Here is a 25,210-nt window from a genome sequence, read left to right on the forward strand (position 1 = left end):
CGAGGTGAGGCCGGACGCTGAACCTAGGCGGACTTGTCGACGCGGCGGGCCTTGTGCAGCACGATCGTGGGCTCGGCGTTATCGAGCACGGCGGCCCGGGTGACCACGACGCGCGCCACCTCGGAGCTCGACGGCACCTCGAACATGATCGGTCCGAGCACTTCTTCCATGATCGCTCGCAGGCCACGCGCACCGGTCTTGCGCAGGACCGCGAGGTCGGCGATGGCCTCCAACGCCGGCTGTTCGAACTCGAGCTCGACGCCGTCGAGCTGGAACATGCGCTGGTACTGCCGCACGAGGGCGTTCTTCGGGACGGTCAAAATCTGCATCAGGGCCACCTGGTCGAGCTGGGTGACGGTGGTGACCACGGGCAGACGGCCGATGAACTCGGGGATCAGGCCGAATTTGTGCAGGTCTTCGGGGAGCACCTCACTGAACAGGTTGACGTCGTCACCCTTGCTGTGAAGCGGAGCGCCGAACCCGATGCCCTTCTTGCCGGCCCGGGTCGAAATGATGTCATCCAGGCCCGCGAACGCGCCGGCCACGATGAACAGTACATTCGTGGTGTCGATCTGAATGAATTCCTGGTGCGGATGCTTGCGCCCACCCTGCGGCGGAACCGAGGCCACAGTGCCCTCGAGAATCTTCAACAGGGCCTGCTGCACACCCTCGCCGGACACGTCGCGGGTGATCGAGGGATTCTCGGCCTTGCGCGCGATCTTGTCGATCTCGTCGATGTAGATGATGCCGGTCTCGGCGCGCTTGACGTCGTAGTCGGCGGCCTGGATCAACTTGAGGAGGATGTTCTCCACGTCTTCACCGACATAGCCGGCCTCGGTGAGGGCCGTCGCATCCGCCACGGCGAAGGGAACGTTGAGGCGTTTTGCCAGTGTCTGGGCGAGGTAGGTCTTGCCGCAGCCGGTAGGGCCGATCAACAGAATATTGGACTTGGCGATTTCCACGTCGTCGTGGATGGCGTCGGCGGCGGTGAGGGTGGCGCGGGAGCGTACGCGCTTGTAATGGTTGTAGACGGCAACGGCGAGGGCGCGCTTTGCGGCTTCCTGCCCGATGACGTATTCCTCGAGGAAGCCGAAGATCTCCTTCGGCTTGGGCAATTCGAATTCGCCGGCACCGTCTTCAGCGGTGGCTTCGGCCAAACGCTCCTCGATGATCTCGTTGCACAACTCGACGCACTCGTCGCAGATGTAGACACCGGGGCCCGCAATGAGCTGCTGCACCTGCTTCTGGCTCTTTCCGCAGAAAGAGCATTTCAACAGGTCAGCGCTTTCGCCTATTCGGGCCATCCGTCAGCCTCCTCCATTGACAACTGCATCGAGCCTAGCCTGTGCCTGTGCGGCACGGGTGCAGGCTGACCGCATCTGTCGAATAACGTTCAGGCACCGTTCTGCCCGAACTCTCCGATATGCGAAACGCGACGGATGCCCGGCTCCGTTGAGCCGGACATCCGTCGCGTTCACGGTTTCGCTCTTCTACTTGACGAGCGTGGGCACGTTTTTGCGGCTGGTCAGGATCTGGTCGATCAGGCCGTACTCGAGGGCCTCGGCCGAGCCGAGGATCTTGTCGCGGTCGATATCCTTGTGAACCTGCTCCGCGCTGCGGTTGGAGTGGTGAGCGATGGTGAATTCGAGCCACTCCCGCATCCGCTGAATCTCAGCTGCCTGGATCTCGATGTCGGAGGCCTGACCTCCGCCCTGTCCGCCGGCCGAGGGCTGGTGGATGAGGATGCGGGCGTTGGGAAGGGCGAGGCGCTTCCCGGGTGTGCCGCCGGCAAGCAGCACGGCCGCAGCGGATGCCGCCTGGCCGAGGCAGACCGTCTGGATGTGCGGACGAATGTACTGCATCGTGTCGTAGATCGCCGTCATCGCGGTGAAGGAGCCACCCGGTGAGTTGATGTACATCACGATGTCCCGGTCCGGGTCCTGGCTCTCGAGCACCAGGAGCTGGGCCATGACGTCATCGGCGGACGCGTCGTCCACCTGCACGCCGAGAAAGATGATGCGGTCCTCGAAGAGCTTCGCGTAGGGGTCCTGGCGCTTGTAGCCGTAGGCCGTGCGCTCTTCAAACGTGGGAAGGATGTATCGGGCCTCGGGAGCCTGCGAAGCGCGGCCCCCGGCCTGGTGACCAAAATTCGTGAATTCCATGTCGTCTCGCCCGTCCTACTTCTTGTTCACTGAGTCGTCGGTGCCGCCGCCGCCGACCACTTCCGACGCGGAGCCGCGCAGGTGGTCGACAAAACCATAGGCCACGGCCTCGTGAGCGGTGAACCAGTTGTCGCGGTCGTTGTCAATGAGGATCTGCTCGACCGACTTGCCGGTCTGCTCTGCCGTGAGTTCGGCCATCCGCTTCTTCATATCCAGGATGACCTTCGCCTGCGTCTGGATGTCGGCGGCCGTGCCACCGAATCCGCCGGACGGCTGGTGCAACAGGACCCGGGCGTTGGGTGTGATGTAGCGCTTGCCCTTGGTTCCAGAGGACAACAGGAACTGCCCCATCGAGGCAGCGAGTCCGATGCCGACGGTGACGATGTCGTTCGGAACGAACCTCATCGTGTCGTAAATGGCCATGCCCGCCGTGATTGAGCCGCCGGGCGAGTTGATGTACAGGAAGATATCCCGCTCCGAGTCCTCTGCGGCCAGCAGCAGGATTTTGGCACAAATCTCGTTGGCGTTCTCATCCCGGACCTCTGAACCCAGCCAGATGATGCGGTCTTTCAGCAGTCGGTCAAAAACGCCCGGTGTAGGTGTCATATCGGCCATGTCGCGCTCCGTTTCACTTGTCGCTTCAGATTGAATCTATAGGAGCCAACGCTCCGGAACGGCTGTGTTCGCCCTCGGCAGATAACGCGCCGCCCACGCATCAGTCGCTCCGAACCAATTCGACGGAGATTCTGCTCTCCTGGCCCCGAAAATCGTGCATAACGGCCCTTAACCCGAAAATCTCCGTCGAATTGGTCCAGTGCGGGAGAGCTGAGGGCAAGGGACGAGAGCGGGGGCGGCAGGGCAGAAACGCGGAACGGGTCGGATGTCTGTGACATCCGACCCGAACGCCCGCGTGAGCGGTCGTCGTGCTACTTCTTGGCGGCGGCCTTCTTCTTCGCCGCGGTGGCCTTGGCCTTGGCTGCCTTCGCTGCCGTGGCCTTGGCGGCCTTGATGGCCTCGACCTCGGCGTCGACCTCGGCCTCGACCTCGGCGGCGTCGGAGTCGTCCTCCTCGATCTCTTCTTCCTCGTCCTCGCCGGACGCCTCGTCGGCGACCGCGACGAACTCGGACAGGTCGACGGCGTTACCGTTGGAGTCAACGACCTCGGCCTTGCCCAGCGCGATGGCGAGGGCCTTGTTGCGGGCAACCTCGGCCACCATCGACGGGATCTGACCGTTGCCGCTCAGCGCCTGGACGAATTCGCTCGGGTCCATGCCGTACTGGGCTGCGCCCTGGATCAGGTACTGAGTGAGCTCGTCCTGGCTGACCTGGACCTTCTCGGCCTCGGCGATGGTGTCGAGCAGGATCTGCTGACGGAAGGTCTTCTCGCTGGCCTCGGTGACCTCGGCGCGGTGCTCGGCGTCTTCGAGGCGGTTCTCGCCCTCGAGGTGGCGACGCACCTCGTCCTCGATGATCGCGGTCGGAATCGGAACCTCGACCGACTCGAGCAGCTGCTCGACGAGCTTCTCGCGGGCCTGGGTGCCTTGGCCGAAGACCTTGGAGCGCTCGACCTGGCCCTTGAGGCTCTCGGTCAGTTCGGCGATGGTGTCGAACTCGCTGGCGATCTGCGCGAAGTCGTCGTCGGCGGTGGGAAGCTCGCGCTCCTTGACGGCGCCGACGGTGACGGTGATCTCGGCGGTCTCGCCCTCGTGGTCCCCACCCATGAGGTTGGAATTGAAGGTGGTGGTCTCACCGGCGCTGAGAGAGTCGAGCGCCTCGTCGATGCCGTCGATGAGGTCGCCGGATCCGACCTCGTAGGAGATGCCGGTGGCGTTGTCGACCTCGACGCTGTTGATGGCGGCGATCAGGTCGATCTGCACGAAGTCGCCCGTGGTGGCGGGACGATCGACGGTGACGAGAGTGCCGAAGCGGCTGCGCAGGTTGTCGAGTTCCTCGGTGACCTCTTCATCGGACACCTCGACGGCGTCGACAGTGAGCTTCAGCCCGGAGTAGTTCGGCAGGTCGATCTCGGGGCGCACGTCGACCTCGATGGCCAGTTCCAGGTCTCCGGAGAAGTCCTTGTCGCTGGGCCAGGCGACGATGTCTGCCTCGGGGCGGCCCAAAGGGCGCAGCTTGTGCTCGGTCACGGCCGAGCGGTAGAAACCGTCGAGGCTCTCGTTGACCGCATGCTCGAGCACGGCGGACTTGCCGACACGCTGGTCGATGATGGCCGGCGGGACCTTGCCCTTGCGGAAGCCGGGGATGTTGATGTCCTCGGCGATGTGGCCGTAGGCGTGGGTGATGCTGGGCTTCAGCTCCTCGGGAGCCACCGAGATGGTGACCTTCGCGCGAGTGGGGCTCAGTTGTTCTACCGTGGACTTCACGTGGCAATCTCCTGTGTTCGACCGATGTATTTAGGGGGTGTTGGTCGGGGCGACAGGATTCGAACCTGCGACCTCTCGGCCCCAAACCGAGCGCTCTACCAAGCTGAGCTACGCCCCGGACAATTTCTCAACCCGGTGATGGCATCCGCTTGGGGCGCAGAGTTCGCGCAATTCGCGGAATGACCTCGATAAGTCTACTGCACGGTCCGGATGCCGCGGGTCGAGGCGTGCAGCTGGCGACCGTCGACGTGTACTACGCTGGGTGTGTGCGCGGGGAACTGCGCCCGGGGGATGTAGCTCAATGGTAGAGCCTCAGTTTTCCAAACTGATGGCGCGGGTTCGATTCCCGTCATCCCCTCCACCCAACATCCTGGACGGATCGTCTCACACGGCTCAGTCGAGTCCGAGCCCGTTCAGCGTCGTGCGCAACGTCGCCGCCGAGTGCTCGAACAGCTCCTGCTCCTTCTCGCTGAAGGGAACCTCGATCACGCGCGAGACGCCCTCGGCGTTGATCACGCTCGGCACCGACAGCGCCACGTCGCTGACGCCCCGGTAGTCGGTGAGCACCGAGCTGACCGGAAGCACGGCGCCCTCGTCGCGCAGCACGGCCTCGACGATCCGGGCGCCCGAAAGCCCGATCGCGTAGTTCGTGGCGCCCTTGCCGGCGATGACCGTGTACGCCGCGGTCTTCACGCTCTCGGTGATCGCGTCGAATTCCGCCTCCGAGAACGGCACCAGACCCTTAGGCGAGATGTCGTCCTGCACCCACTCGGCCAGGGAGATCGGGCCGATCCGGGCCTGGGACCAGAGCGGGAACTCCGAGTCGCCGTGCTCTCCGACGATCACGGCGTGCACATTGGCGATCGCGACGCCGACCCGGTGCGCGAGCATCCAGCGCAGCCGGGAGGAGTCGAGCACCGTGCCCGACCCGAAGACGCGCGTGGCCGGCAGCCCGCTGAACTGGCGGGCAGCATAGGCAAGCACGTCGCAGGGGTTGGTGACGAGCATATAGACGGCGTCCGGGGCTCGCTCGACCAGCTGGGGCATCAGCTCCCGCAGGATCCCGACATTGACGCCGGCCATCTCGAGCCGGGACTGACCGGGGTGCTGTCTGGCCCCGGCCGTGATCACGACCATGTTCGCCCCCGCGATGGCGTCGAGGTCGCTGCCGCCGGCCACGCAGGAAGCACCCGTGAACTGGGTGCCGTGGGCCAGGTCGAGAACCTCGGCCTCCACCTTGGGCCCGTTGATGTCGTAGAGCACGACTTCCCGCGCGGACTGCCGGATCAGTGCGGCGTAGGCCAGGGACGACCCGACGGCCCCGGCTCCGATGATGGCCAGCTTGGAATTCGCGATCTCGCTCATAAGCTCATTCTGCACCCCTGACCGGGCCGGATCCGAGTATCCGGATATCCGTGGCTGAGTCAGTGCCGCAGGGTCAGTGCCGCAGGTAGGTGAGCACGGCCAGCACCCGGCGGTGGTCGGAGCCCGAGTCGTCGAGGCCGAGCTTCTGGAAGATCGAGGTGACGTTCTTCTCGACCGCGCCGACGCCGATCACGAGCTTCGCGGCGATGCCGGCGTTGGTGCGCCCCTCCGCCATCAGCCCGAGCACGTCACGCTCACGCGGGGTGAGGGCCGCGACCGGGTCGGTGCGGCGGGCCAGCAACTCGCGCACGACCTGCGGGTCGAGCACGGTGCCGCCCGCGCTGATCCGGGTCACGGCGTCCCGCAGCTCGTCGAGCGACGCCACCCGGTCCTTGAGCAGGTAGCCCAGTCCCCCGTTGCCGGCGGCGAGAAGTTCATGCGCGTAGGTGCCCTCCACATACTGGCTGAGCAGCAGGATGCCCACCGACGGCAGCCTGCGGCGCAGTTCCAGCGCGGCGCGCACGCCCTCGTCCCGGAAGGTGGGCGGCATCCGCACATCCAGCACGGCGATGTCGGGCCGCAGCGCGTCTACCTCGGCCAGGAGGGAATCCGCGTCGCCGTAGGACGCGACGGTCACAAACCCGGCCTCGTCGAACAGGCGGATCAGGCCCTCTCTGAGCAGCACCGAGTCCTCGGCCAGCACGAGCCTCAGGGGTGGGGCGGAGGGAGCGGCGAGAATGGCTGAAGCGAGGTCGGTCATCCGTTCAGGATACGGCGACCGCTCGCGCCGGCCGGGCCGCGGGCAGTGGGATGTGTGCCCCGATCGCGGTCGGGCCACCCTCGGGGCTCCGCACCGACAACACCCCGCGAAGGCCGTGCAGGCGTTCGTCGAGTCCGTGCAGGCCATGGGCATCGGTCAGCCGGGCCCCGCCGATGCCGTCGTCGATCACCCAGAGGTCGAGCCAGATGACGCCGGCGGCCCCCGTGCTGGCAGGGCTGCCGGTGCTCCCATCGTCGGGGACGGCGCGCAGGGCCAGGTGCAGACGGATGTCCGTGGCCCGCGAGTGCTTGGCGGCGTTGGTGAGCAACTCCGCGCCGACGAAATACGCGCTCCGCTCGATTTCGCTGGGCAGCCGCAGCGCCGGGTCGACCTGCAGCTCGAGCCGCACAGGGATGGTGCTACGGGCGGCCAGGGACTCGAGGCCGGCGAGGAGACCGCGGTCCTGCAGGAGGGGCGGCACCAAACCGCGGGACAGCGCCCGCAGCTCCTCGAGGGTGTCGTGAGCCTGCTCCCGGGCCTCCACGATCAGGGTGCGCGCGGCATCCGGGTCGGTATCGAGCTTGCGCTCGGCGCTGGCGAGGTCCATCTGCAGGCGCACCAGGCGCTGCTGCGGACCATCGTGGATGTCCCGTTCCAGGCGCCGCAGGGACTGGTCTTCCGCGGCGACGGCCGCCCCGCGCGACGCGCTGAGGTCGGCGACCTCACGCTGCAGGGCCTCGGACCGCCAGGCGCCCAGCATGCCGCGGGCCGCGAACTGGTGCAGCCGGGTGAACGCGTGGGTGATGTACGGCAGAGTCAGCAGAAAGAGGATGCCCAGGACGAGCTGCAGGAGGCTTTCGGCCAGGAGCGGGTCGATCGGGAGCGTGGTGCCCGGCAGAATCCAGTTCAGGATGATCGCGTGCAGGTCGTCGTTCCGGTCCTCGGGGAGGAAGCGGCCCCAGATCCAGTAGCTGACGCCGCCGAGGCCCACCGACAGCCAGACTACGGTGACGATCCAGCTGACAAGCCCGACCACGAAGTTCACGACCATGCCGTGCAGCAGGTAGAGCCAGTAGTGCCCGTTGACGAGCGGGCCGAGCAGGGCGCGGAGGGTGGTGGCCGGCTCCCCCGGCGTCGCCCACCGCGGCGGGGTGATGGCAGGCTGGCCGGCCCAGCGCAGGCGGGCGAGTTCGACCAGACCGATGCCGCGGGCGAGGTAGAGGGACGCCACGACGACGACGATCCCAACGACGGCGGCGAGCAGGCCGATGCCGGTGAAGAATACGGTGCTCAGAACGGTGAGGGCGATCACGACCACCGGCAGGGTCAGCAGTAGAAAGAGCAGCTCCTGCGGCACGCGCCGCCAGAGCGCGCGATAGCCGGCGCGTGCGGGGGTTTCGGTCGGTGCGGTCATGGTGTCCTCCAGTAAGTCTGTCGGTACTCAGCCTGATCGCTGGGTCGAGTTGACGACATCCCGCTGCCAACCGGATCTCGCCGGGGGTAACCCCCCAGGTCAGAGGGTGGTGTGGGTGAAGCGGCCGGCGAGCAGGGTGGCGGCCACGGGCATCCGTCGCAGGTCGGGCACTGAGGCGACGAACGGGTCGATCTCGCACACCGCGAGGTCGGCGACGTCTCCCGCCAGAACGCGGTGCCGGCCGCGCGCGGACGCGGCGAGCGCGGCCTGCCGGGAGATGGCTTGCTCGGCGTGCCAGGGTTCGCGGCTGCCGCGAGTGCGCCCGACGGCGGCGGCGATGCTCACCCACGGGTCCAGCGGAGCGACCGGGGCGTCGGACCCGAGCGCGAGCGTGACCCCGGCGTTCAGCAGGCTCTTCAGCACGAAGGCCCGGTCGGTGCGTCCCACCCAGTAGCGGTCGGCGACGTCCCGGTCGTCGAGGGCGTGCTCGGGCTGCACGCTCGCTACCACGCCGAGCCGGGCGAAACGGGCGACGTCCTCCCTCGTGAGCAGCTGCGCGTGCTCGATGCTGCCGGCGCAGCCGAGCTGCTCGAAGGCGTCGAGGGCCAGCGCGTTGGCCCGGTCGCCGATGGCGTGCACGGCGGGGCGGATGCCCGCGGCCACGGCCCGGCCCAGGTGCGCGAGCAGCTCCTCCGGCGGCACGGTGAGCATCCCGCGTGACCCGGGCTGGCCCTCCAGGCCGGGGTACTCGTCGACGCAGTACGCGGTGCGGGTGTTCAGCGAGCCGTCGGTGATCACCTTGCAGGATCCCACCGTGAGCAGCCCGCCGGTGCCGTCGATGCCGGCCCCACTCCGCAGACCGAGTGCGATGGCGCGCTCCAAATGCTGGGTGTAGATACCGAACTCCACCCGCAGCGAGTCGGTGCCGCCCTGGATGCGCCGCAGCCAGGTGGCGAGGTTCCAGTCCATCTCCATGTCGACGATGCCCACGACCCCGCGAGCCGCCGCGGTCCGGGCCGCGCTGTCGGCCCAGCCGTCCATCACGACATCGGGCACCTCGGCGAGCGTGCGCACCACGGCGAAGCAGTCCTCCTCACGGAGCAGCCCGGTCGGGTGCTCCGTGTGGCCGTGGCGGGCGAGCGCGGCCGAGTTCAGCCAGCATGAGTGTAGGTCACCGCTGATCAACACGGTCGGAACGGTGCCGGCGGCGGCGTCCAGCAGGGGCCGGCTCGGGGCATCCGGCCACAGAGCGTCGCGAAACCCGAACCCGACCAGGGTCTCCCCCCTCGAAACGCCGGGCACCCGTTCGGCCACCAGGTCGGCCGCGGCGGCGGCACTGTCGGTGCCGGACAGATCCAGCCGCTGATTCGTCTGCGCCCACTGGCTGAAGTGCACGTGGTTGTCCCAGAGGCCCGGAATCAGCCAGCGTTCTTCCAGATCGACCGAACGGATGCCCGCAGCCGACTGACTCAGATACCCGAGCCGGCGCACCCGGCCGTCGACGATCAGCGTGTCGACGATCTCGTCGCTTCCCGGCAGCCGGCCGTTCCGCAAGACGAGCGGAGGGGCCGACGCTGTTGCCGGAGCGGGCGTGGACACGCTCACCGGTCGACCCCGTGCACCCGGCGCATTTCGGCTGCCAGGCCCGGGCTCGCATAGGGACCGTCTCCCTCGAGTTCACCCAGAATGCGCGCCACGGTCTCGGCCGGCTTGTTCTGGCTGAGCTTGCTCTTGGCGGTGAGGCGGTTCACCCTGAGCCGGAAGCCGACCGTACCGGCCGCAATACGGGCGGCGTAGGCGGCGTTGGCCTCGGTGCCGGACAGGCGACGCGGTTCAGGCATCCGCTCCTCGAAGTGGTCGACCAGGCGGTCCAGCACCCGCAGGTTCTCCTCGTCGCTGAGTAGTTCGGGTGTGCCGTTCAGGTGCGCGGCGACGAAGTTCCAGGTGGGAACGGCGGGCGCCGCGTCGTACCAGCCGGGCGAGATGTAGCCGTGGGGTCCCTGGATGATCACCAGCAGCTCGTGCCGGCCGAGTTCGTGCAGGGCCTCGTCGGGGCGTCCGACGTGGCTGACCAGCACGATTCCGTCGGTCTCGTCGGCCTCCTCGTCGAGCAGTACCGGGTAGTGCGAGGCCACCAGACCGGACTCGGTGTGGCTGATCAGCGTGGCCCATGGGTTCTCCCGGATGAGACGGCGGATCTCGGCCGGGTCGCCCTGCTCAAAAATGGGGTTGTGTCTCATCGGTGTCCCGTTCTGGTCGTGGGTTCAGATCAGGTGAAGCAGATCAGGGCGAGCAGGTCAGGCCTGGCATTTCGGGCACCAGTAGAGCTTGCGTGCGGCCATCTCCTCAACGGTGATGTGGGTGCCGCAGACCCGGCAGGGCAGCCCCTCGCGCTTGTACACCCAGTGCCGGTCGGCCCGTCGCCTCAGGGCTCGCCCATAAGCCGCGTCGCCGAGGCCGTCCATGGTCATCATCTGCCCGGTCGACACGCCGATCTTCAGCAGGTGCGCCCAGTCTCGCCAGAGCGCACGGGACTGCTCGTCGCTGAGCGACTTGCCCGGCGCATACGGGTTCAGGCGCGCACGGAAGAGCAACTCGGCCCGGTAGACGTTGCCGATGCCGCTGACCACCAACTGGTCCATCAAAAGGCGCCCGATCGGGGTGGGCTTCTTCCGCACCACCGTGACGAAGCGGTCCTCGGCGGCGCGGCTGTCGTCGAGCATCGGGTCCGGCCCGAGACGGTCCATCGCCACGTGCACCTCCTGAGAGTCGAGCACCACGCAAGCCGTGGGCCCGCGCAGGTCCGCAACGACGTCGTCGGCCAGCAGACGCACCCGCACCTGGCCGATGGGTGCGGGCGGGAAGCCGTCGGGCTCGACGCTGACCTTCTCGTCTTCCGCCATCCGCAGCCGGGTCAGCCGGGGCGCGCCGATGCTCTGCAGCGAGTCCTCCCCCGCCAGGCCCTGCATGACGTCACCCGCGTCGCGCCTGACGGTCCGGCGCCTGCGACCCTTGATGGCGGCGTCCGTACCGTGCGCTTGGATGTCCCCGGCAAAGTCCCAGGCGCCGTAGAGCCCCAGGTGCACGCGCAGCCAGAGCCCGTTGTCGAATTCGAGGAACATCTGCTTGCCGACGGCACGGGCATCCGTCATGATGTGGCCGTCGAGCATCGCCGCGCCGTCCACGAAGCGGCCCTGCGGCGACGACAGTCGGATGCTTTTACCCACGAAGTTGCGGGCGAACTGGCGCGCAATGCGGTGGACGGAATGACCCTCAGGCACGGCTAGTCGGCGAGACGCGTGCCGTTGATGGTGCAGTGCGCCTCGTACTCCGCCAGCTGCAGGATGCGGCGGCAGTGGCGTTCGTCGCCGGGGAACGGCTCCGAGATAAAGGCGTCGATGAAGTCGATGGCGTCCTCGATGCTGTGCTGCCTGGCACCGATGGAGATGACGTTCGCGTCGTTGTGCTCGCGGGCGAGCCTGGCGGTACTGAGGCTCCAGACCAGCGCGGCGCGCACGCCCTTCACTTTGTTAGCGGCCATCTGCTCGCCGTTGCCCGAGCCGCCGAAGACGACGCCGAGCGCGTCGACGCCGACGGACAGGTCGGCGACGACGGCCTCGGCCGCCCGGATGCAGAAACCGGGGTAGTCGTCGAGGGCGTCGTAGACCTCCGGCCCGTGGTCCACGACTTCGTGACCGGCAAGGGCGAGGTGCGTGACCAGCTGGTGGCTGAAGTCGAGGCCGGCGTGGTCAGTGGCGATGTGGATGCGCATGCAACCGATTATATTTACTCGGCTTACTCGGCTGGTACCGTCGCAGCCGCGGCGAAGATCGGCTCGCGGGTGCGGGAGCGCTTCAGCTCGAAGAAACCGTCGTACCCGGCAACGGCCACCACACCGTCCCAAAGCTTGAGCGCCGCATCTCCGCTCGGCGCGGGCGAGATGACCGGGCCGAAGAAGGCCACGTCGTTCACGGCGATGACGGGGGTGCCGACATCCTGGCCCACCCGCTCCATGGCGTCGAAGTGGCTGGCGCGCATCTGCACGTCGTAGTGGTCGCTGTCGGCCCACTCCGCGAACGATGCCGGCAGGCCCACCTCGGCGAGCGCGGCGGGAATGACCTCGTCGGGGTTTGTGCTGCCACCGAGGTGGATGCGGGCGCCCAGGGCATCGTAGAGCGCCTTGACCGTTTTCTGGCCGTGCAGTTCCTGTGCGGCAGCAACCAGGCGGGTGTACTTGAGAGCCCGGGGGAAGAACGCGCGGTACTCCTCGGACACGTCCTGGTCCTCGTTCAGGACGGCGAGGCTCATCACCTTCCACTCGACGTCGAAACCGCGCAGGGCGGAGACCTCCTCCACCCAGCGGGAGGTCATCCAGGCCCAGGGGCAGGAGGGGTCGAACCAGAACTTCACAGAGTCAGCCATGGGGCCCAGCCTAAGTGTCTCCCGGCTGGGAAAGCGCCGACGGAGACCGAACGTAAACCCCTGTCCAGAGAGGGTATCCTCGGCAAAATGTCTGGTTGTTGCCCATTTCCGACTAAAATTGTTCGTTATGCCCGAAAGCGGGCCCCTTTTTTTCGCAGCAACATGATCTCTACGAGAGAAGTTCCCATGCCCAGAACCAGCTCACTTTCCGGTGCCGACGGCACGGCGGTGAAGACCAAGAATCCGCTCCTGCAGCGCCGCTTGAAGGTGTCGCACGTGAACGTGGTCGATCAGTCAAGGCTGAAGAAAGCCCTCGGCGGAACCATCGTGGGAAACACGATGGAGTGGTACGACGTCGGCGTGTTCGGCTACCTCATCACGACCATGGGTCCGGTGTTCCTGCCCGAGTCCGACCCGACCGTGCAGACCCTGTTCCTGCTCGGCACCTTCGCCGCGACGTTCATCGCCCGTCCGCTGGGTGGTGTGTTCTTCGGCTGGCTCGGGGACAAGATCGGCCGCCAGAAGGTGCTGTCGATGACCCTGATCCTGATGGCGGCATCCACTTTCGCCGTGGGCCTGCTGCCCGGCTACGCCCAGGTGGGCATGCTCGCCGCCGCGCTGCTGGTCTTCACCAAACTCGTGCAGGGCTTCTCCACCGGCGGTGAGTACGCCGGTGCGACCACCTTCGTGAGCGAGCACTCGCCCGACAAGCACCGCGGCTTCTTCGCCAGCCTGCTCGATATGGGCAGCTACCTCGGCTTCGCCATCGGCGCCGCGCTCGTGTCCATCCTGCAGGTCACCCTCGGGCAGCCCGTCATGGAAGACTGGGGTTGGCGCATCCCATTCCTGATCGCCGGACCGCTCGGCCTGATCGCCATCTGGTTCCGTCTGAAGATCGAGGAATCCCCCACCTTCCAGGCCACCCTGGACGCGAAGGAACTGGCCGCGACCGACCCGTCGTTCTCCGACGAGTCCGCCCCGTCCAACAGCCCGGTCAGCATTTTCAAGAACCACTGGCGCGGCATCATCGTCGCCATGATCCTCGTCGCCGCGGCCAACACGCTCGGCTACGCGCTCACCTCATACATGCCGACCTACCTCACCGCCACCAAGGGCTACGACGAGCTGCACGGGACACTGCTCACCATCCCGATCCTCGTTATCATGGCGCTCTGCATCCCCCTGGCCGGCCGCCTGTCCGACAAGATCGGTCGTCGTCCCGTGCTCTGGATGGGTTCGCTCAGCGCCGTAGTGCTCTCCATCCCCGCCTTCATGCTGATCGGCGTCGGCGAGATCTGGACGACGCTGCTCGGCCTGGCTCTGATCGCCCTGCCCGTCACGTTCTACGTCTCCAACCTCGCCTCGGCCCTGCCGGCGCTGTTCCCGACCGAAAGCCGTTACGGTGCCATGGGCATCGCATACAACTTCTCGGTGGCCATCTTCGGTGGCACGACGCCTTTCATCATCGCGGCGCTGATCGCCACGACCGAGAACGACATGATGCCGGCTTACTACCTGATGGGGACATCCGTCATCGGTGGAATCGCGATCTTCTTCCTGCGCGAGTCTGCCGGGCGTCCGCTGATCGGCTCGATGCCCAGCGTGGACTCGGTTTTCGAGGCCCGTGAACTGGTAGCCACGCAGGATGACAACCCTGCCCTGGACACCGACGAGATGCCGTTCGACGAGACCTATGAGCCGCCGACCTCGTCGATGGATCTCTCATCGCTCGCGACGGAGCCGGAAACCGAGCCGGAGCCGCTGAAGGTCTAGCGACACCCTGCTGCATCGACCGGTGGCCCGGCGTGCGGAGACCCTGGTCTCGGCGCGCCGGGCCACCGGTCTGTGTGCTGTGTGCACCGGGCCGGGCCATCGCGGGGGCCATCGTAGAATTGTTCGATGACCACGACGCCTCCGACCGAGCCCGCTCCCGGGGCCGTGTCCACCCTCAGCATCGACCCTGCCGAGATGGCGATCGCCCTGCGCGTGCTCGCCTCGCTCAGCGAGATCGACCCCGAAGACCCCGATTTCGTCACCGTGCGGCAGGCCACCGCCAAGATGTTCAAGTCCGTCAAGATGGTGCGACGCGGCGAGAAGCGGCAGGCGATTGCGGATGCCGACCGGGAGGTCATCGCCGCGACCGCGACCGGCGCCGCCACCCGCATCGACGACGAGACCATTGGCGCCCAGCTGCGCCTGGGCACCGACCGGGCGTCGGCCGGCGAGTTGCTCGTGCCGCGGGCCTGCTACATCTGCAAACAGAAGTACACCCTCGTCGACGCCTTCTACCACCAGCTCTGCCCTGCCTGCGCGGCGATGAGCCATGAGAAGCGGGATGCCCGCACCGACCTGACCGGCAGGCGCGCCCTACTCACGGGCGGCCGCGCCAAGATCGGCATGTACATCGCCCTGCGCCTGCTGCGCGACGGCGCCCACACCACCATCACCACCCGGTTCCCGCGCGACGCGGTGCGCCGCTTCAGCGCCATGCCGGACTCGGCCGACTGGTTGCACCGTCTCCGCATCGTCGGGATCGACCTGCGCGACCCGGCCCAGGTGATCGGCCTGGCCGACTCCGTCGCCGCGGCCGGGCCGCTGGACATCCTGATCAACAACGCCGCCCAGACCGTGCGCCGCTCCCCCGGCTCCTACTCGATGCTGGTCGAGGCCGAGCAGTCGCCGCTGCCGGAGGGCGTCATCCCGGAGATCGTCACGTTCGGGCACACCAGTGACGCGCACCCGACCGCGCTCGCGGCATCCGTCACCAGCCACCCGATCCTGGCCGCAGCAGCCGGAGCGAGTGGCGCACTCACGGCCGACGACCTGACCGCCCTGGCGCTCGCACCGGGCTCCTCGTCTCTCGCGCGTCTCGCCGCCGGCACCGCGATCGACGCCGGCGGGCTCGTGCCCGACCTGCACTCCCGAAACAGCTGGACCGCGAACGTGGAAGACGTCGACCCGCTGGAGATGCTGGAGGTGCAGCTGTGCAACACCACGGCCCCGTTCCTGCTGGTGAGCCGTCTGCGTGGCTCGCTCGCGGCATCCGACGCCCGCCGCACCTACATTGTGAACGTGTCGGCGATGGAGGGCGTGTTCGGCCGCGGCTACAAGGGGCCCGGCCACCCGCACACGAACATGGCCAAAGCCGCGCTGAACATGCTCACCCGCACGAGCGCGAAGGAAATGCTGTCCGACGGTATCCTGATGACCAGCGTCGACACCGGCTGGATCACCGACGAGCGGCCGCACCCCACCAAGATCCGCCTCGCCGAGGAGGGCTTCCACGCCCCACTCGACCTGGTCGACGGCGCGGCGAGGGTCTACGACCCGATTGTGCGCGGCGAGGGCGGCGAGGACCTCTGCGGCGTCTTCCTCAAGGACTACAAGCCCGGCGCCTGGTAGCCGGGGCAGGTCGTCGGCGGGGTCGGCCTGCGAGTCGGCGGGTCAAGTCGGCGGGGTCGGCCTGCAAGTCGGCGGGTCGAGTCGGCGAGTCGAGTCGGCGAGTCGGCGGGTCGAGTCGGCGAGTCGGCGGGTCGAGTCGGCGAGTCGAGTCGGCGAGTCACGTCGGCGCGCTGGACAGGCAGCAGGACAGCCGGCAGGCCCCTCACCAATTCGACGGAGATTTTGAGGTTTGCGCACCCGGGCGGCCGGTTGCGGCCTGGTTTCGGCAGAATCTCCGTCGAATTGGTTCGGGCGGGCGACATGGTGCGGGCCATTTTGGTGCGGCGAGCGGATGCCGCTGGGTGCCGGCACCGGGATCGCGCCCCGCCGAACCGCACCTCAGTCAGGAGCCGGCGGGGTCCAGACCCAGGGGGTCGTCGTCGTGATGGCCTGAAAGCCCAGCCGCAGCAGGATCGGTTTGCTATCGTCGGAGGCATCCACTTGCAGGTAGCGCACACCGCGTTGGTGCGCGAGCCGCGCGCGGTATGCCACCAGCGCCCGGTAGATGCCGCGGCCCCGCCAGGCGGCCAGGGTCGACCCACCCCAGAGTCCCGCGAAATCAGTGCCGCGGGTGAACTCGAGCCGGCACGAGGAGACGAGCTCGCCGCCGTGCACGCCGCCGGCCTCGGCGACGAACACGAGCACGTCGCCCGGGGCATCACGCACACCGGCCTCCAGCTGGTCGGCCAGCCAGGCGTAGTCCTCGTCCCAGACCTGCGACTGCAGCGCGGCGATGCGCTCGAAGTCGGCCCGGGTGTCGACCTGCCTGATCGTGACGCCGACCGGCAGCACCGGCACGGCGTTCAGGCGTTCGGTCTCGGCGACGACGACCGTCTCCAGCTCCTCGGCCACGAAGCCGGCCGCAAGCAGGCGGTCCGGCAGATCGGCTGGCAGGTCGTGGCCGCGGGTCTTCCACTCGAAGGCCTCGCCGCGGGCAGCGAAGAAATCGCGGTGCTCCGCGATCAGGGCGTCGAGCGCCGCGCCGGTCGCACCCACGTCGCGAGCGGTCTCGACGAGCCCCTGGTGCCGTCCCAAGATCCGCAGAACCGGGCCCGACAGTTCGTAACGGATGCCCGTGGGCCGGTCGGTCGGAACCCAGAGCCGAAGCTGTGCGTCGTAGGCATCACGGAGCGCGTCTCGGGTTGTCATTGTGGATAACCCTAGAGCCGCCCAGAACGAATTCGACGGAGATTTTGCGCGAAACGGCTCCACGGAGGCCTTAATCCGCCCTTTTCCGCAGAATCTCCGTCGAATTGACTCCACGCCCGACACCGGACGCGGGACACCAGACACCGGATGACGGGTGAGCGCACGCGCACGACCGGGCGACGCCTCCGCTCACCTGCCGGGGCGACGGTCCCTGCTCACCGCCAGTGCAGCGCCCGCCTATGCGGCCGGGGGACTGCGAGGAGTTCGGCATCGGGCGCGAGCACGAAGCCGTTTCAGAGCCGAGAACCGGCGATCGGAGCGGAGGTCGCCGGGTCATCCGACACTTTGTGCGCCCACGCCTCTTAGCAGGCGCTCATGCCGCGCGCTCCCATGTCAGCAAACTCACGGTACCGGTCGTCCGTCGCGGCCCACGGGTCGGTGCTTACCCTCGTGCAGACACCATATTCCTTGGCTAGGCTGATTGTCGGTGCGCGGCGCCACAAGCGTCGGCGCGCGTGCAGACCGCGAAACCGAGATGGAGAAACCGTTGCCCGGAGAGAACCTCACCAGGATCGAAGCCCAGGAGCGCGCCGCGCTCATCACCGTTCAGAGCTACGAGGTCACCCTCGACCTCACGACCGGACCGGAAACGTTCGGCAGCGAGACCACGGTGCACTTCACCGCGACGCCCGGCGCGTCCACCTTCATCGACGCGATCACCCGCACCGTGCACTCGGTGACGCTGAACGGCGCCGCGCTCGACCCCTCACTCGTCAGTGACGGCATCCGGATTCAGCTCGACGGCCTAGCCGCCGAGAATACGCTCACCGTCGTCGCCGACGCCGAGTACACGAACACCGGCGAGGGCCTGCACCGCTTCGTCGACCCGGTCGACAACGAGGTCTACCTGTACAGCCAGTTCGAGGTGCCCGACTCCCGCCGCGTCTTCGCCGTGTTCGAGCAGCCCGACCTCAAGGCCACGTTCGCCTTCACCGTCACCGCCCCCGGCGCCTGGGAAGTCATCTCCAACTCCGTCACGCCCGAGCCGACGGATGCCGGCAGCGGCCACAAGACCTGGGCGTTCGCCCCCACCCACACCATCTCCAGCTACATCACTGCCCTCGTCGCCGGCCCTTACGCAGTCGTGCGCAGCGAGCTGACCTCCAACGACGCCCGCGTCATCCCGCTCGGGCTCTTCTGCCGTAAAAGCCTGTTCGAGTTCCTCGACGCGGATTACCTGTTCGAGAAGACCCGCCAGGGCTTCGCATACTTCGAGGGCAAGTTCAACTACCCGTACCCGTTCGACAAGTACGACCAGATGTTCGTGCCGGAATTCAACGCGGGCGCCATGGAGAACGCCGGCGCGGTCACCTTCACGGAGACGTACGTGTTCCGGTCCAAGGTCACCGACGCCATCAAGGAACGCCGCGTCGTCACCGTGCTGCACGAACTGGCGCACATGTGGTTCGGCGACCTCGTCACCATGAAGTGGTGGAACGACCTGTGGCTGAACGAGTCGTTCGCCGAGTGGGCGTCGACCATGGCAACCGCCGAGGCCACCGAGTGGACCGAAGCGTGGACCACCTTCGCCGTGATGGAGAAGAGCTGGGCCTACAAGCAGGACCAGCTGCCCTCCACCCACCCGATCACCGCCACGATCAACGACCTCGAAGACGTGCAGGTCAACTTCGATGGCATCACCTACGCCAAGGGCGGCTCCGTGCTCAAGCAGCTCGTGGCCTGGGTCGGCCGCGATGAATTCTTCGCCGGCGTCGCCGCGTACTTCCAGAAGCACCAGTGGGGCAACACCGAGCTGACCGACCTGATGGCCCTGCTCGAAGCCTCCAGCGGCCGCGATCTCACCGAGTGGACGAAGCTGTGGCTCGAGACCGCGGGCGTGAACACGCTGCGTCCCGAGATCGTCGTGGACAAGTCCGGCGCCATCACCGGCTTCACGGTGCTGCAGACCGCCGCGGCCGACTACCCCACCATCCGCCCGCACCGCCTCGCCATCGGCTTTTACGACCGGGTGGACGGCGCCCTGGTGCGCACTCACCGGATCGAGATCGACGTCGACGGCGAGCAGACGGATGTCCCGTCACTGCTCGGCCGCCAACAACCCGACCTCGTTCTGCTCAATGACGATGACCTGGCCTACGCCAAGATCCGCCTCGACCCGGAATCGCAGGAGGTGGCCCTCGAGAACCTCTCCGCGATCGAGAGCCCCCTCGCCCGCGCCATCATCTGGGGCGCGGTCTGGGACGCCACCCGCGACGCCGAGACCTCGGCGCGCGACTTCATCACGCTTGTGCTCGGCAACGTCGCGACGGAATCCGAGTCCACCACGCTGCGCACCGTGCTCGGCCAGGTTGTGCTCGCCGCCTCGTACTACGTCGCCGAGGAATTCCGTACGAGTACAGTCAAGGAGGTCGGTGACGCGCTCTGGTCCCTCGCCCGCCACGCCGACGCCGGCAGCGACGAGCAGTTCCAGTTCGTGAAGTTCTTCGCCGCCATCGCGACCACCGACAGCCAGCTGGCATCCGTTGCCGCGCTGCGTGGTGGCACGGCGCCGCTCGACGGCCTCGAGATCGACACCGACCTCTCCTGGGAGCTGCTCATCGCCCTCGTAGCCGGCGGCAAGGCCGACGCGGTCGAGATCGACGCAGCACTGGCCGCGGACAACACCGCGACCGGCGCCCAGTCGGCCGCGCAGGCCCGCGCCGCCATCCCCACCCTGGAGGGCAAGCAGTCCGCCTGGTCGTCTCTGATCGACGTGGACACCGCGCCGAACACCATCGTGCGGGTCACGGCAGCCGGTTTCCTACGGGCCAACGACACCACGTTGCTGGAGCCGTTCGTCGAGCAGTACTTCGCCATGTTGCAGCCGGTTTGGGCCGCCCGCAGCTTCTCCATCGCGGAAAAGCTGGTGCTCGGCCTATACCCGGCGCCGTTGGCTGACCGGGCGCTCGTCACCGCGACGCGAAAGTGGCTCGACGCCAACCCGGAGCCGCTCGCACTGCGTCGCCTGGTGATCGAGAACCTGGCCGGGGTCGAACGCGCCCTCGCCGCCCAGGCGCGCGACGCGGAGTAGCCGCGCCGAGGCATCCGCCCGCCCGCGCCGTTCGTGCCCCACGCCGCATCCGCCCTCGCCCTCGCCCCCGTCCCCACCCCCGCTCTCGCTCTCGCTCCCACCCTCGCCCTCGCCCCTAATAAATTCGACAAAGATTCTGCTCCCCGAGCCGCACAAAACCGGTTCAGCTCGTCACCTGGGTAGAAATCTCCGTCGAATTCGTTCGGGCGGGTGGCAGGGGTCAACAGGGTGCGGCTGGGTGCGGAGCCGCGGACTCAGGACTTGGACAGGACGCGGCTCTGTAGACTCGGATCGTTATGGACTTTGACGCAATCTGGCTTGAACTGATTCAATTTTTCAAAATCGACCTGTGGCTCAGGGTCATCAATATCGTCGTCATCATTGTGGCCGCGCTGGTCATCCGGTGGGTGTTGCGCTTCGTGATCGACCGCGTCGTGCAACAGATCGTCACGGGGGTCAAGAAGACACAGAACGTGGAGGACACGCAGGCGCTGAGCGTTTCGCCGCTAGCCGCCGTGCGCGTCGTGCAGCGCACCCGCACCCTCGGTTCGGTGCTCTCGAATATCATCAACGTGACCCTGTTGATCGTGACTATCCTGCTGATCGTCAACATCATCAACAATGAAATCCTGGGCTCTTTCGCCCTGCTGACGGCCGCGCTCGGCGCCGGTCTCGGTTTCGGCGCGCAGAACATCGTCAAGGACATCCTGAACGGGCTGTTCATGGTCGTGGAGGACCAGATCGGCGTGGGCGACATCGTCGACGTGGGCTTCGCTTCCGGGGTCGTGGAGACCGTCGGCATCCGTGTCACCCAGGTGCGTGACATCGACGGCACTCTGTGGTTCGTGCGCAACGGTGAGATCCTGCGCGTCGGCAACATGTCCCAGGGCTGGGCGCGCGTGATCATCGACCTCGCCATCCCCTACTCGTCCGATGTCGAGGCGGTGCAGAACGAGTTGCTGCGCGTCGCGAAGGCGCTCGCCTCCAGCCGCAAGTGGCGGTCGGTGATATTGGAGAAGCCGGAGATCTGGGGACTCGAGTCGATCTCCGCCGAGGCCCTCGTCGTGCGCCTCGTCGTCAAGACCCGGGTGGCGGCGAAGTGGGACTTCGCCCGCGACCTGCGCCTGCACCTGAAGAAGGCGCTGGACGGGCTCGGCATCGGTCTGACTCCGCTCAACAGCGTGGTCATGGCCGGCACGGATGGCACGGTCGCCGCCGGCTCCGACCCCGGCTCCGAGGGAACGCCCGACGCGGCCGCGGAAGCAGCCGCGGCCATGCCGGACCTCACCACCGGCCCGTTCACGGCCCCGATCCCGGTGCGGAAGAAAAAGGCTCCCCGCGCACCCCGCCGACCCAAGAACGCCGCGACCGCGCTGCCCCAGGAGGCCCACCCACGCGCAGCGTCAGCGGATGTTTCCGGTACAGACCCGGCTGTGCCCACGGCCCCGACACCCAAGACCGAGGCACCCACGCACACGGCACCAGATCCGGAGACTCACGATGACGAATGACGCCGGCGCCCCCACTCCTGCCACGCCCGGTGCGGTCCACCTGCGCGCGGGCGAGAACGGCACCGCGATCGGCGCCACGTTCTACGAGCAGGTCGGCGGTAGGCCGTTCTTCGAGAATCTGGTGAACGAGTTCTATCGCGGCGTCGCCACCGACCCGGTACTGAAGCCGATGTACCCCGAGGACGACCTGGCCCCGGCCGCCGAGCGTCTGACCATGTTCCTCGAGCAGTTCTGGGGTGGCCCGACCACCTACAGCGAGCAGCGCGGCCACCCGCGGCTGCGCCAACGGCACCAGCCCTTCAAGGTGAACCCGGATTCCCGCGACCGCTGGCTGAACCACATGCGCGCCGCCGTCGACAAGGCCGCTCTTGCACCGCTGCAGCGCGACCAGCTCTGGGACTACCTCGAGCGCGCGGCCTTCGCAATGCTCAATACCTTCGACGAGTAGCAGCGCACCCGCTCTCGGCGCACCCTTGGGACGCAGGCGCACGTTCTACCGTGCGCCCGCTTCTGCAATCTGCGCCGCGAGACACAGGCCGACCGAACCAGGCCGGCCGACGGATGCCGCCGCGCCTGCTTTACAAGTCGAGCTCGGCGACGATCTCCGCGGCCGTTGCGCGTCCCATCCGAATTGCGCCGTCGACGTGTTGGTAGCCCTTTCCGGCGAGGTCGCTGCAGGAGAACAGGATCGGGCCAACCGGTGTGCGCAGGTCCGCGCCGAAGCGAGCCAGCCCGCCCAGGTCGAAGCTCGCCGCGTAGGCGCCGCGGGTCCACTCTTCCGTGCCCCAGTCGCTCTCGTAGTAGACGACGGGCGTCAGTGCCTTCTGGCCGAAGTAGTGCGAGAGCGAGGTGAGGATGCGCTGCTTGCGCTCCTCCGCCGAGACGGTGAACACGCCATCGGCGGCCTCGTCGGAGACGAAGCCGACCAAAGTGCCGCGCGGGTCGTTGAAATTGGTGTTGTCGTAGGCCTCGTGGGAGAGCTCGTAGGGGCTGAAGGCCGTGCCGGAGAGGCCGTCCTCCCGCCAGAACGGGGTCTCGTAGACCGCGTGCACCTTGATCACGAAGCCCATCGAGAGGTGCTGGTGCATCATCTGCTGGCGGCGTGGCAGCGGCGGATCGAAGGAGATCCGGGTGTAGAGCACGGGAGGAACGGCAACGATCACGCGACGCGCACGCACCTCGAGGTCGTCGGTGAGCACACTCACGCCGGCGTCGCCCCAGCGCACGGTGCGGGCGGCCTGCCCGAGGAATACGTCGTCACCGAGGTTCTCGGCCAGCAGGATCGGCACCCGCTGCAGCCCGCCCACGACCCGTTCGTCGAGGATGAAGTCGGCGTCGACGAGGTTGCTGAAACTGCCGGCGCTGGCCGCCATCAGGAGGGCCTGCAGCGTGGAAAAAGCGTGCGCCGGCTTGGTCAGCATGGCCCCGGCGATGAAGAGGCTAATGTTGTCGCGGGCCTCCTGGTCGTCGGTCTCCTGCTCCAGCCAGCGCCGGAAGGAGATCTGGTCGAGCTCCACCGCACGCGGGTGTGCCCAGGGACGGTCGGGGTCCATCTGGTCCACGAGCTCGTCGAGAGTGGCGATCAGGGCCACCATCTCGCGCTCGGTGTCGGCCGAGACCGGGAAGATCTCGCCCTCGAACCGGGTTCGCTCCCCCGCGGCGTTGATGTAGACGCTTTCGCCCTCGCGGTACCGCGCAAAGGTCTCGAGGCCCAGCTCGGCGATGGTCTCCTTGAGTGCGTCCTGATCGGGCGAAACCCACTGGCCGCCGATCTCGAGCATGGCACCGTTGATGTCGTCGGTGTGGAGGCGGCCGCCGACGCGGTCTCGCGCTTCGAGCACGGCCACGGTGAGGCCGGCCTTCCGCAGCTCGGTCGCGGCGGTCAGGCCGGATGCCCCCGCGCCGATAATGACGATGTCACGTTCGATGATGCTCAAGAAGTGCTCCATTGCGTTCTGGTGGTGGGGAAGCAGGTGAAAAACAGGTACGTCGCCGGTCAGGAGACCGGGATGAGCGTGTACTTGGTGGACAGGTACTCCTGGATGCCCTCGAGCCCGCCTTCGCGGCCCAGACCGGATTGCTTGACACCGCCGAACGGTGCCGCCGCGTTGGAGACCAGGCCCGTGTTCAGACCCATCATTCCGGTTTCAAGCTTGGCGATCATCCGCTGCCCGCGGGCGAGGTCCTGGGTGTACACGTAGCTGATCAAGCCGTACTCGGTGGAGTTCGCCAGACGCACGCCCTCGGCCTCGTCGGCGAAGGTGACGATGCCAACGACCGGGCCGAAGATCTCCTCGGTCAGGAGGGCGCTGGCCGGGGCCACGTCCGTCAGCACGGTGGGCTCGTAGAAGGAGCCGGCGCCTTCGGGGCGCTTGCCGCCGGCGAGCAGGGTGGCGCCGTGGGCCAGCGCGTCCTGCACGAGGGCATCGGTGCCGGCGACGGCAGCCTCGCTGACGAGCGGGCCGATGGTGACGCCGGCTTCGGTGCCGCGGCCGATCTTCAGCGCGCCGACACGCTCGGTCAGGCGGCGGGCGAACTCGGCGGCGACGGACTCGTGCACGATGAAACGGTTGGCCGCGGTGCAGGCCTGCCCGATGTTGCGGAACTTGGCGAGCATCGCGCCCTCGACGGCCTTGTCCAGGTCGGCGTCTTCGAAGACGACGAACGGGGCGTTGCCGCCGAGCTCCATCGAGGTGCGCAGCACACCCTGGGCCGCCTGCTGAATGAGCTTGCGGCCCACGGGGGTCGACCCGGTGAAGCTGAGTTTCCGCAGCCTGGGGTCGGCGATGATCGGCCCGGCAACGGCGGAAGAGGTCGACGTGGTGATCACGTTGACGACGCCGGCCGGTACCCCGGCGTCTTCGAGCAGCTGCACGAAGAAGAGGGTGGTCAGCGGGGTCAGCTCGGCGGGCTTCACGACGACCGTGCAGCCGGCGGCGAGCGCGGGGGCGATCTTGCGGGTGGCCATGGCCAGCGGGAAGTTCCACGGAGTGATCAGCAGGCACGGTCCGACCGGATACTGAGAGACAACCATCGTGCCGGTTCCCTCCGGGTTCAGCCCGAAGCGACCGCTGATGCGCACGGCCTCCTCGCTGAACCAGCGCAGGAACTCGCCGCCGTAGGTGACCTCTCCATTAGCCTCGGCGAGAGGTTTGCCCATCTCCATGGTCATCAGCAGCGCAAAATCATCGCGGCGCTCCTGCAGCAAGTCGAAGGCCCGGCGCAGGATCTCGGCCCGCGTACGCGGCGCGGTAGCCGCCCACGACTCGGCCGCCTCGACGGCCGCATCGAGGGCACGGATGCCGTCGGCGGCATCCGCGTTCGCGATCCGTTTGAGCACAGCACCGGTCGCCGGGTCGGTGACCTCGATGGCCTTACCGCCACCCTGCTGCCAGGTGCCGTTGATGTAGAGGCCGTCCGGGACGCGGGCGAGCAGTTCGGTTTCACGAGTGGACACGATGAGACTCTTTCCGATGCGATACGGGAAATGCGAATGAAGTTTTGATCAGGGGTG

The 25,210-nt window shown here is 67.5% G+C and carries 20 protein-coding genes and 2 tRNA genes; 6 read left to right on the forward strand and 16 right to left on the reverse strand.

From position 1 onward, the window contains the following. Window positions 1-23: 23 nt before the first annotated feature. The 5 genes from clpX to E3N86_RS12950 all read right to left on the reverse strand — a co-directional run bounded on the left by clpX (window position 24) and on the right by E3N86_RS12950 (window position 4,661). A complete protein-coding gene (gene clpX, locus E3N86_RS12930; protein ID WP_104103359.1) occupies window positions 24-1,304 on the reverse strand; it encodes an ATP-dependent Clp protease ATP-binding subunit ClpX in 1,281 nt (426 codons plus the stop codon). Window positions 1,305-1,490: 186 nt separating this feature from the next. Next, window positions 1,491-2,162: an ATP-dependent Clp protease proteolytic subunit gene (locus tag E3N86_RS12935; protein ID WP_104103356.1), complete on the reverse strand. Its 672-nt coding sequence runs from the start codon at window positions 2,160-2,162 to the stop codon at window positions 1,491-1,493. A gap of 15 nt (window positions 2,163-2,177) precedes the next feature. Next, a complete protein-coding gene (locus E3N86_RS12940; RefSeq protein ID WP_104103353.1) occupies window positions 2,178-2,777 on the reverse strand; it encodes an ATP-dependent Clp protease proteolytic subunit in 600 nt (199 codons plus the stop codon). 311 nt (window positions 2,778-3,088) lie between these two features. Further along, the gene (gene tig, locus E3N86_RS12945) at window positions 3,089-4,543 is read right to left on the reverse strand and encodes a trigger factor (RefSeq protein WP_134343128.1); all 1,455 of its coding nucleotides are present in this window, start codon (window positions 4,541-4,543) and stop codon (window positions 3,089-3,091) included. A gap of 41 nt (window positions 4,544-4,584) precedes the next feature. Beyond that, window positions 4,585-4,661 (reverse strand) — tRNA-Pro (locus tag E3N86_RS12950). Between the two features lie 169 nt (window positions 4,662-4,830). On the opposite strand from E3N86_RS12950, the gene E3N86_RS12955 reads away from it, so the two are divergent. Beyond that, window positions 4,831-4,904: transfer RNA gene (locus E3N86_RS12955), tRNA-Gly, on the forward strand. A 32-nt stretch (window positions 4,905-4,936) separates the two neighbouring features. Here E3N86_RS12955 and E3N86_RS12960 read toward each other — a convergent pair. The 8 genes from E3N86_RS12960 to E3N86_RS12995 form a co-directional block, all read right to left on the reverse strand. After that, on the reverse strand, window positions 4,937-5,908 hold the full coding sequence (locus tag E3N86_RS12960; protein ID WP_104103349.1) for an L-lactate dehydrogenase: 972 nt from the start codon (window positions 5,906-5,908) through the stop codon (window positions 4,937-4,939). Between the two features lie 73 nt (window positions 5,909-5,981). Further along, the gene (locus E3N86_RS12965; protein ID WP_104103347.1) at window positions 5,982-6,668 is read right to left on the reverse strand and encodes a response regulator transcription factor; all 687 of its coding nucleotides are present in this window, start codon (window positions 6,666-6,668) and stop codon (window positions 5,982-5,984) included. A 4-nt stretch (window positions 6,669-6,672) separates the two neighbouring features. Beyond that, a complete protein-coding gene (locus E3N86_RS12970; protein WP_134374190.1) occupies window positions 6,673-8,082 on the reverse strand; it encodes a sensor domain-containing protein in 1,410 nt (469 codons plus the stop codon). Between the two features lie 99 nt (window positions 8,083-8,181). Then, window positions 8,182-9,681 carry an amidohydrolase gene (locus tag E3N86_RS12975; protein WP_134374282.1) on the reverse strand — a complete coding sequence of 500 codons (1,500 nt, stop codon included), beginning with the start codon at window positions 9,679-9,681 and terminating at the stop codon, window positions 8,182-8,184. 2 nt (window positions 9,682-9,683) lie between these two features. Next, window positions 9,684-10,322 (reverse strand): FMN-binding negative transcriptional regulator, encoded by a 639-nt coding sequence (locus tag E3N86_RS12980; protein ID WP_134343123.1) that lies wholly within the window; start codon window positions 10,320-10,322, stop codon window positions 9,684-9,686. Between the two features lie 57 nt (window positions 10,323-10,379). Then, window positions 10,380-11,363, reverse strand: coding sequence for an Fpg/Nei family DNA glycosylase (locus E3N86_RS12985; RefSeq protein WP_104103336.1), 984 nt, complete (start codon window positions 11,361-11,363; stop codon window positions 10,380-10,382). 2 nt (window positions 11,364-11,365) lie between these two features. Further along, window positions 11,366-11,854: a ribose-5-phosphate isomerase gene (locus tag E3N86_RS12990; RefSeq protein WP_104103334.1), complete on the reverse strand. Its 489-nt coding sequence runs from the start codon at window positions 11,852-11,854 to the stop codon at window positions 11,366-11,368. A 23-nt stretch (window positions 11,855-11,877) separates the two neighbouring features. Continuing rightward, a complete protein-coding gene (locus E3N86_RS12995; RefSeq protein WP_134374194.1) occupies window positions 11,878-12,504 on the reverse strand; it encodes a DsbA family protein in 627 nt (208 codons plus the stop codon). Between the two features lie 186 nt (window positions 12,505-12,690). Between E3N86_RS12995 and E3N86_RS13000 the strand changes: the two genes are divergently transcribed. Together E3N86_RS13000 and E3N86_RS13005 are read left to right on the forward strand one after the other, a co-directional pair. Next, window positions 12,691-14,277: an MFS transporter gene (locus tag E3N86_RS13000; RefSeq protein ID WP_233191541.1), complete on the forward strand. Its 1,587-nt coding sequence runs from the start codon at window positions 12,691-12,693 to the stop codon at window positions 14,275-14,277. A gap of 126 nt (window positions 14,278-14,403) precedes the next feature. Continuing rightward, complete coding sequence (locus tag E3N86_RS13005; protein ID WP_134343120.1) at window positions 14,404-15,906, forward strand: SDR family NAD(P)-dependent oxidoreductase; 1,503 nt, start codon at window positions 14,404-14,406, stop codon at window positions 15,904-15,906. A gap of 378 nt (window positions 15,907-16,284) precedes the next feature. Here E3N86_RS13005 and E3N86_RS13010 read toward each other — a convergent pair whose 3' ends face one another. Next, window positions 16,285-17,094 (reverse strand): GNAT family N-acetyltransferase, encoded by an 810-nt coding sequence (locus E3N86_RS13010; protein ID WP_134374196.1) that lies wholly within the window; start codon window positions 17,092-17,094, stop codon window positions 16,285-16,287. 547 nt (window positions 17,095-17,641) lie between these two features. Here E3N86_RS13010 and pepN point away from each other — a divergent pair. From pepN to E3N86_RS13030, 3 genes are all read left to right on the forward strand, one after another. Continuing rightward, window positions 17,642-20,185 carry an aminopeptidase N gene (pepN, locus tag E3N86_RS13015; protein WP_134374284.1) on the forward strand — a complete coding sequence of 848 codons (2,544 nt, stop codon included), beginning with the start codon at window positions 17,642-17,644 and terminating at the stop codon, window positions 20,183-20,185. A gap of 296 nt (window positions 20,186-20,481) precedes the next feature. Next, the gene (locus E3N86_RS13025) at window positions 20,482-21,696 is read left to right on the forward strand and encodes a mechanosensitive ion channel family protein (RefSeq protein WP_134512113.1); all 1,215 of its coding nucleotides are present in this window, start codon (window positions 20,482-20,484) and stop codon (window positions 21,694-21,696) included. Continuing rightward, the gene (locus tag E3N86_RS13030; protein ID WP_134374200.1) at window positions 21,686-22,144 is read left to right on the forward strand and encodes a globin; all 459 of its coding nucleotides are present in this window, start codon (window positions 21,686-21,688) and stop codon (window positions 22,142-22,144) included. Before E3N86_RS13025 ends, E3N86_RS13030 begins: the two co-directional genes overlap by 11 nt. Before the next feature lie 130 nt (window positions 22,145-22,274). Here the strand turns inward: E3N86_RS13030 and E3N86_RS13035 are convergent, their stop codons facing one another. Together E3N86_RS13035 and E3N86_RS13040 are read right to left on the reverse strand one after the other, a co-directional pair. After that, window positions 22,275-23,669 carry a flavin monoamine oxidase family protein gene (locus E3N86_RS13035; RefSeq protein ID WP_370247235.1) on the reverse strand — a complete coding sequence of 465 codons (1,395 nt, stop codon included), beginning with the start codon at window positions 23,667-23,669 and terminating at the stop codon, window positions 22,275-22,277. Window positions 23,670-23,692: 23 nt separating this feature from the next. Next, window positions 23,693-25,156 carry an NAD-dependent succinate-semialdehyde dehydrogenase gene (locus tag E3N86_RS13040; protein ID WP_104103314.1) on the reverse strand — a complete coding sequence of 488 codons (1,464 nt, stop codon included), beginning with the start codon at window positions 25,154-25,156 and terminating at the stop codon, window positions 23,693-23,695. Between the last annotated feature and the right edge of the window lie 54 nt (window positions 25,157-25,210).

Source organism: Cryobacterium sp. Hz7, assembly GCF_004402815.1.
GTDB lineage: Bacteria > Actinomycetota > Actinomycetes > Actinomycetales > Microbacteriaceae > Cryobacterium > Cryobacterium sandaracinum.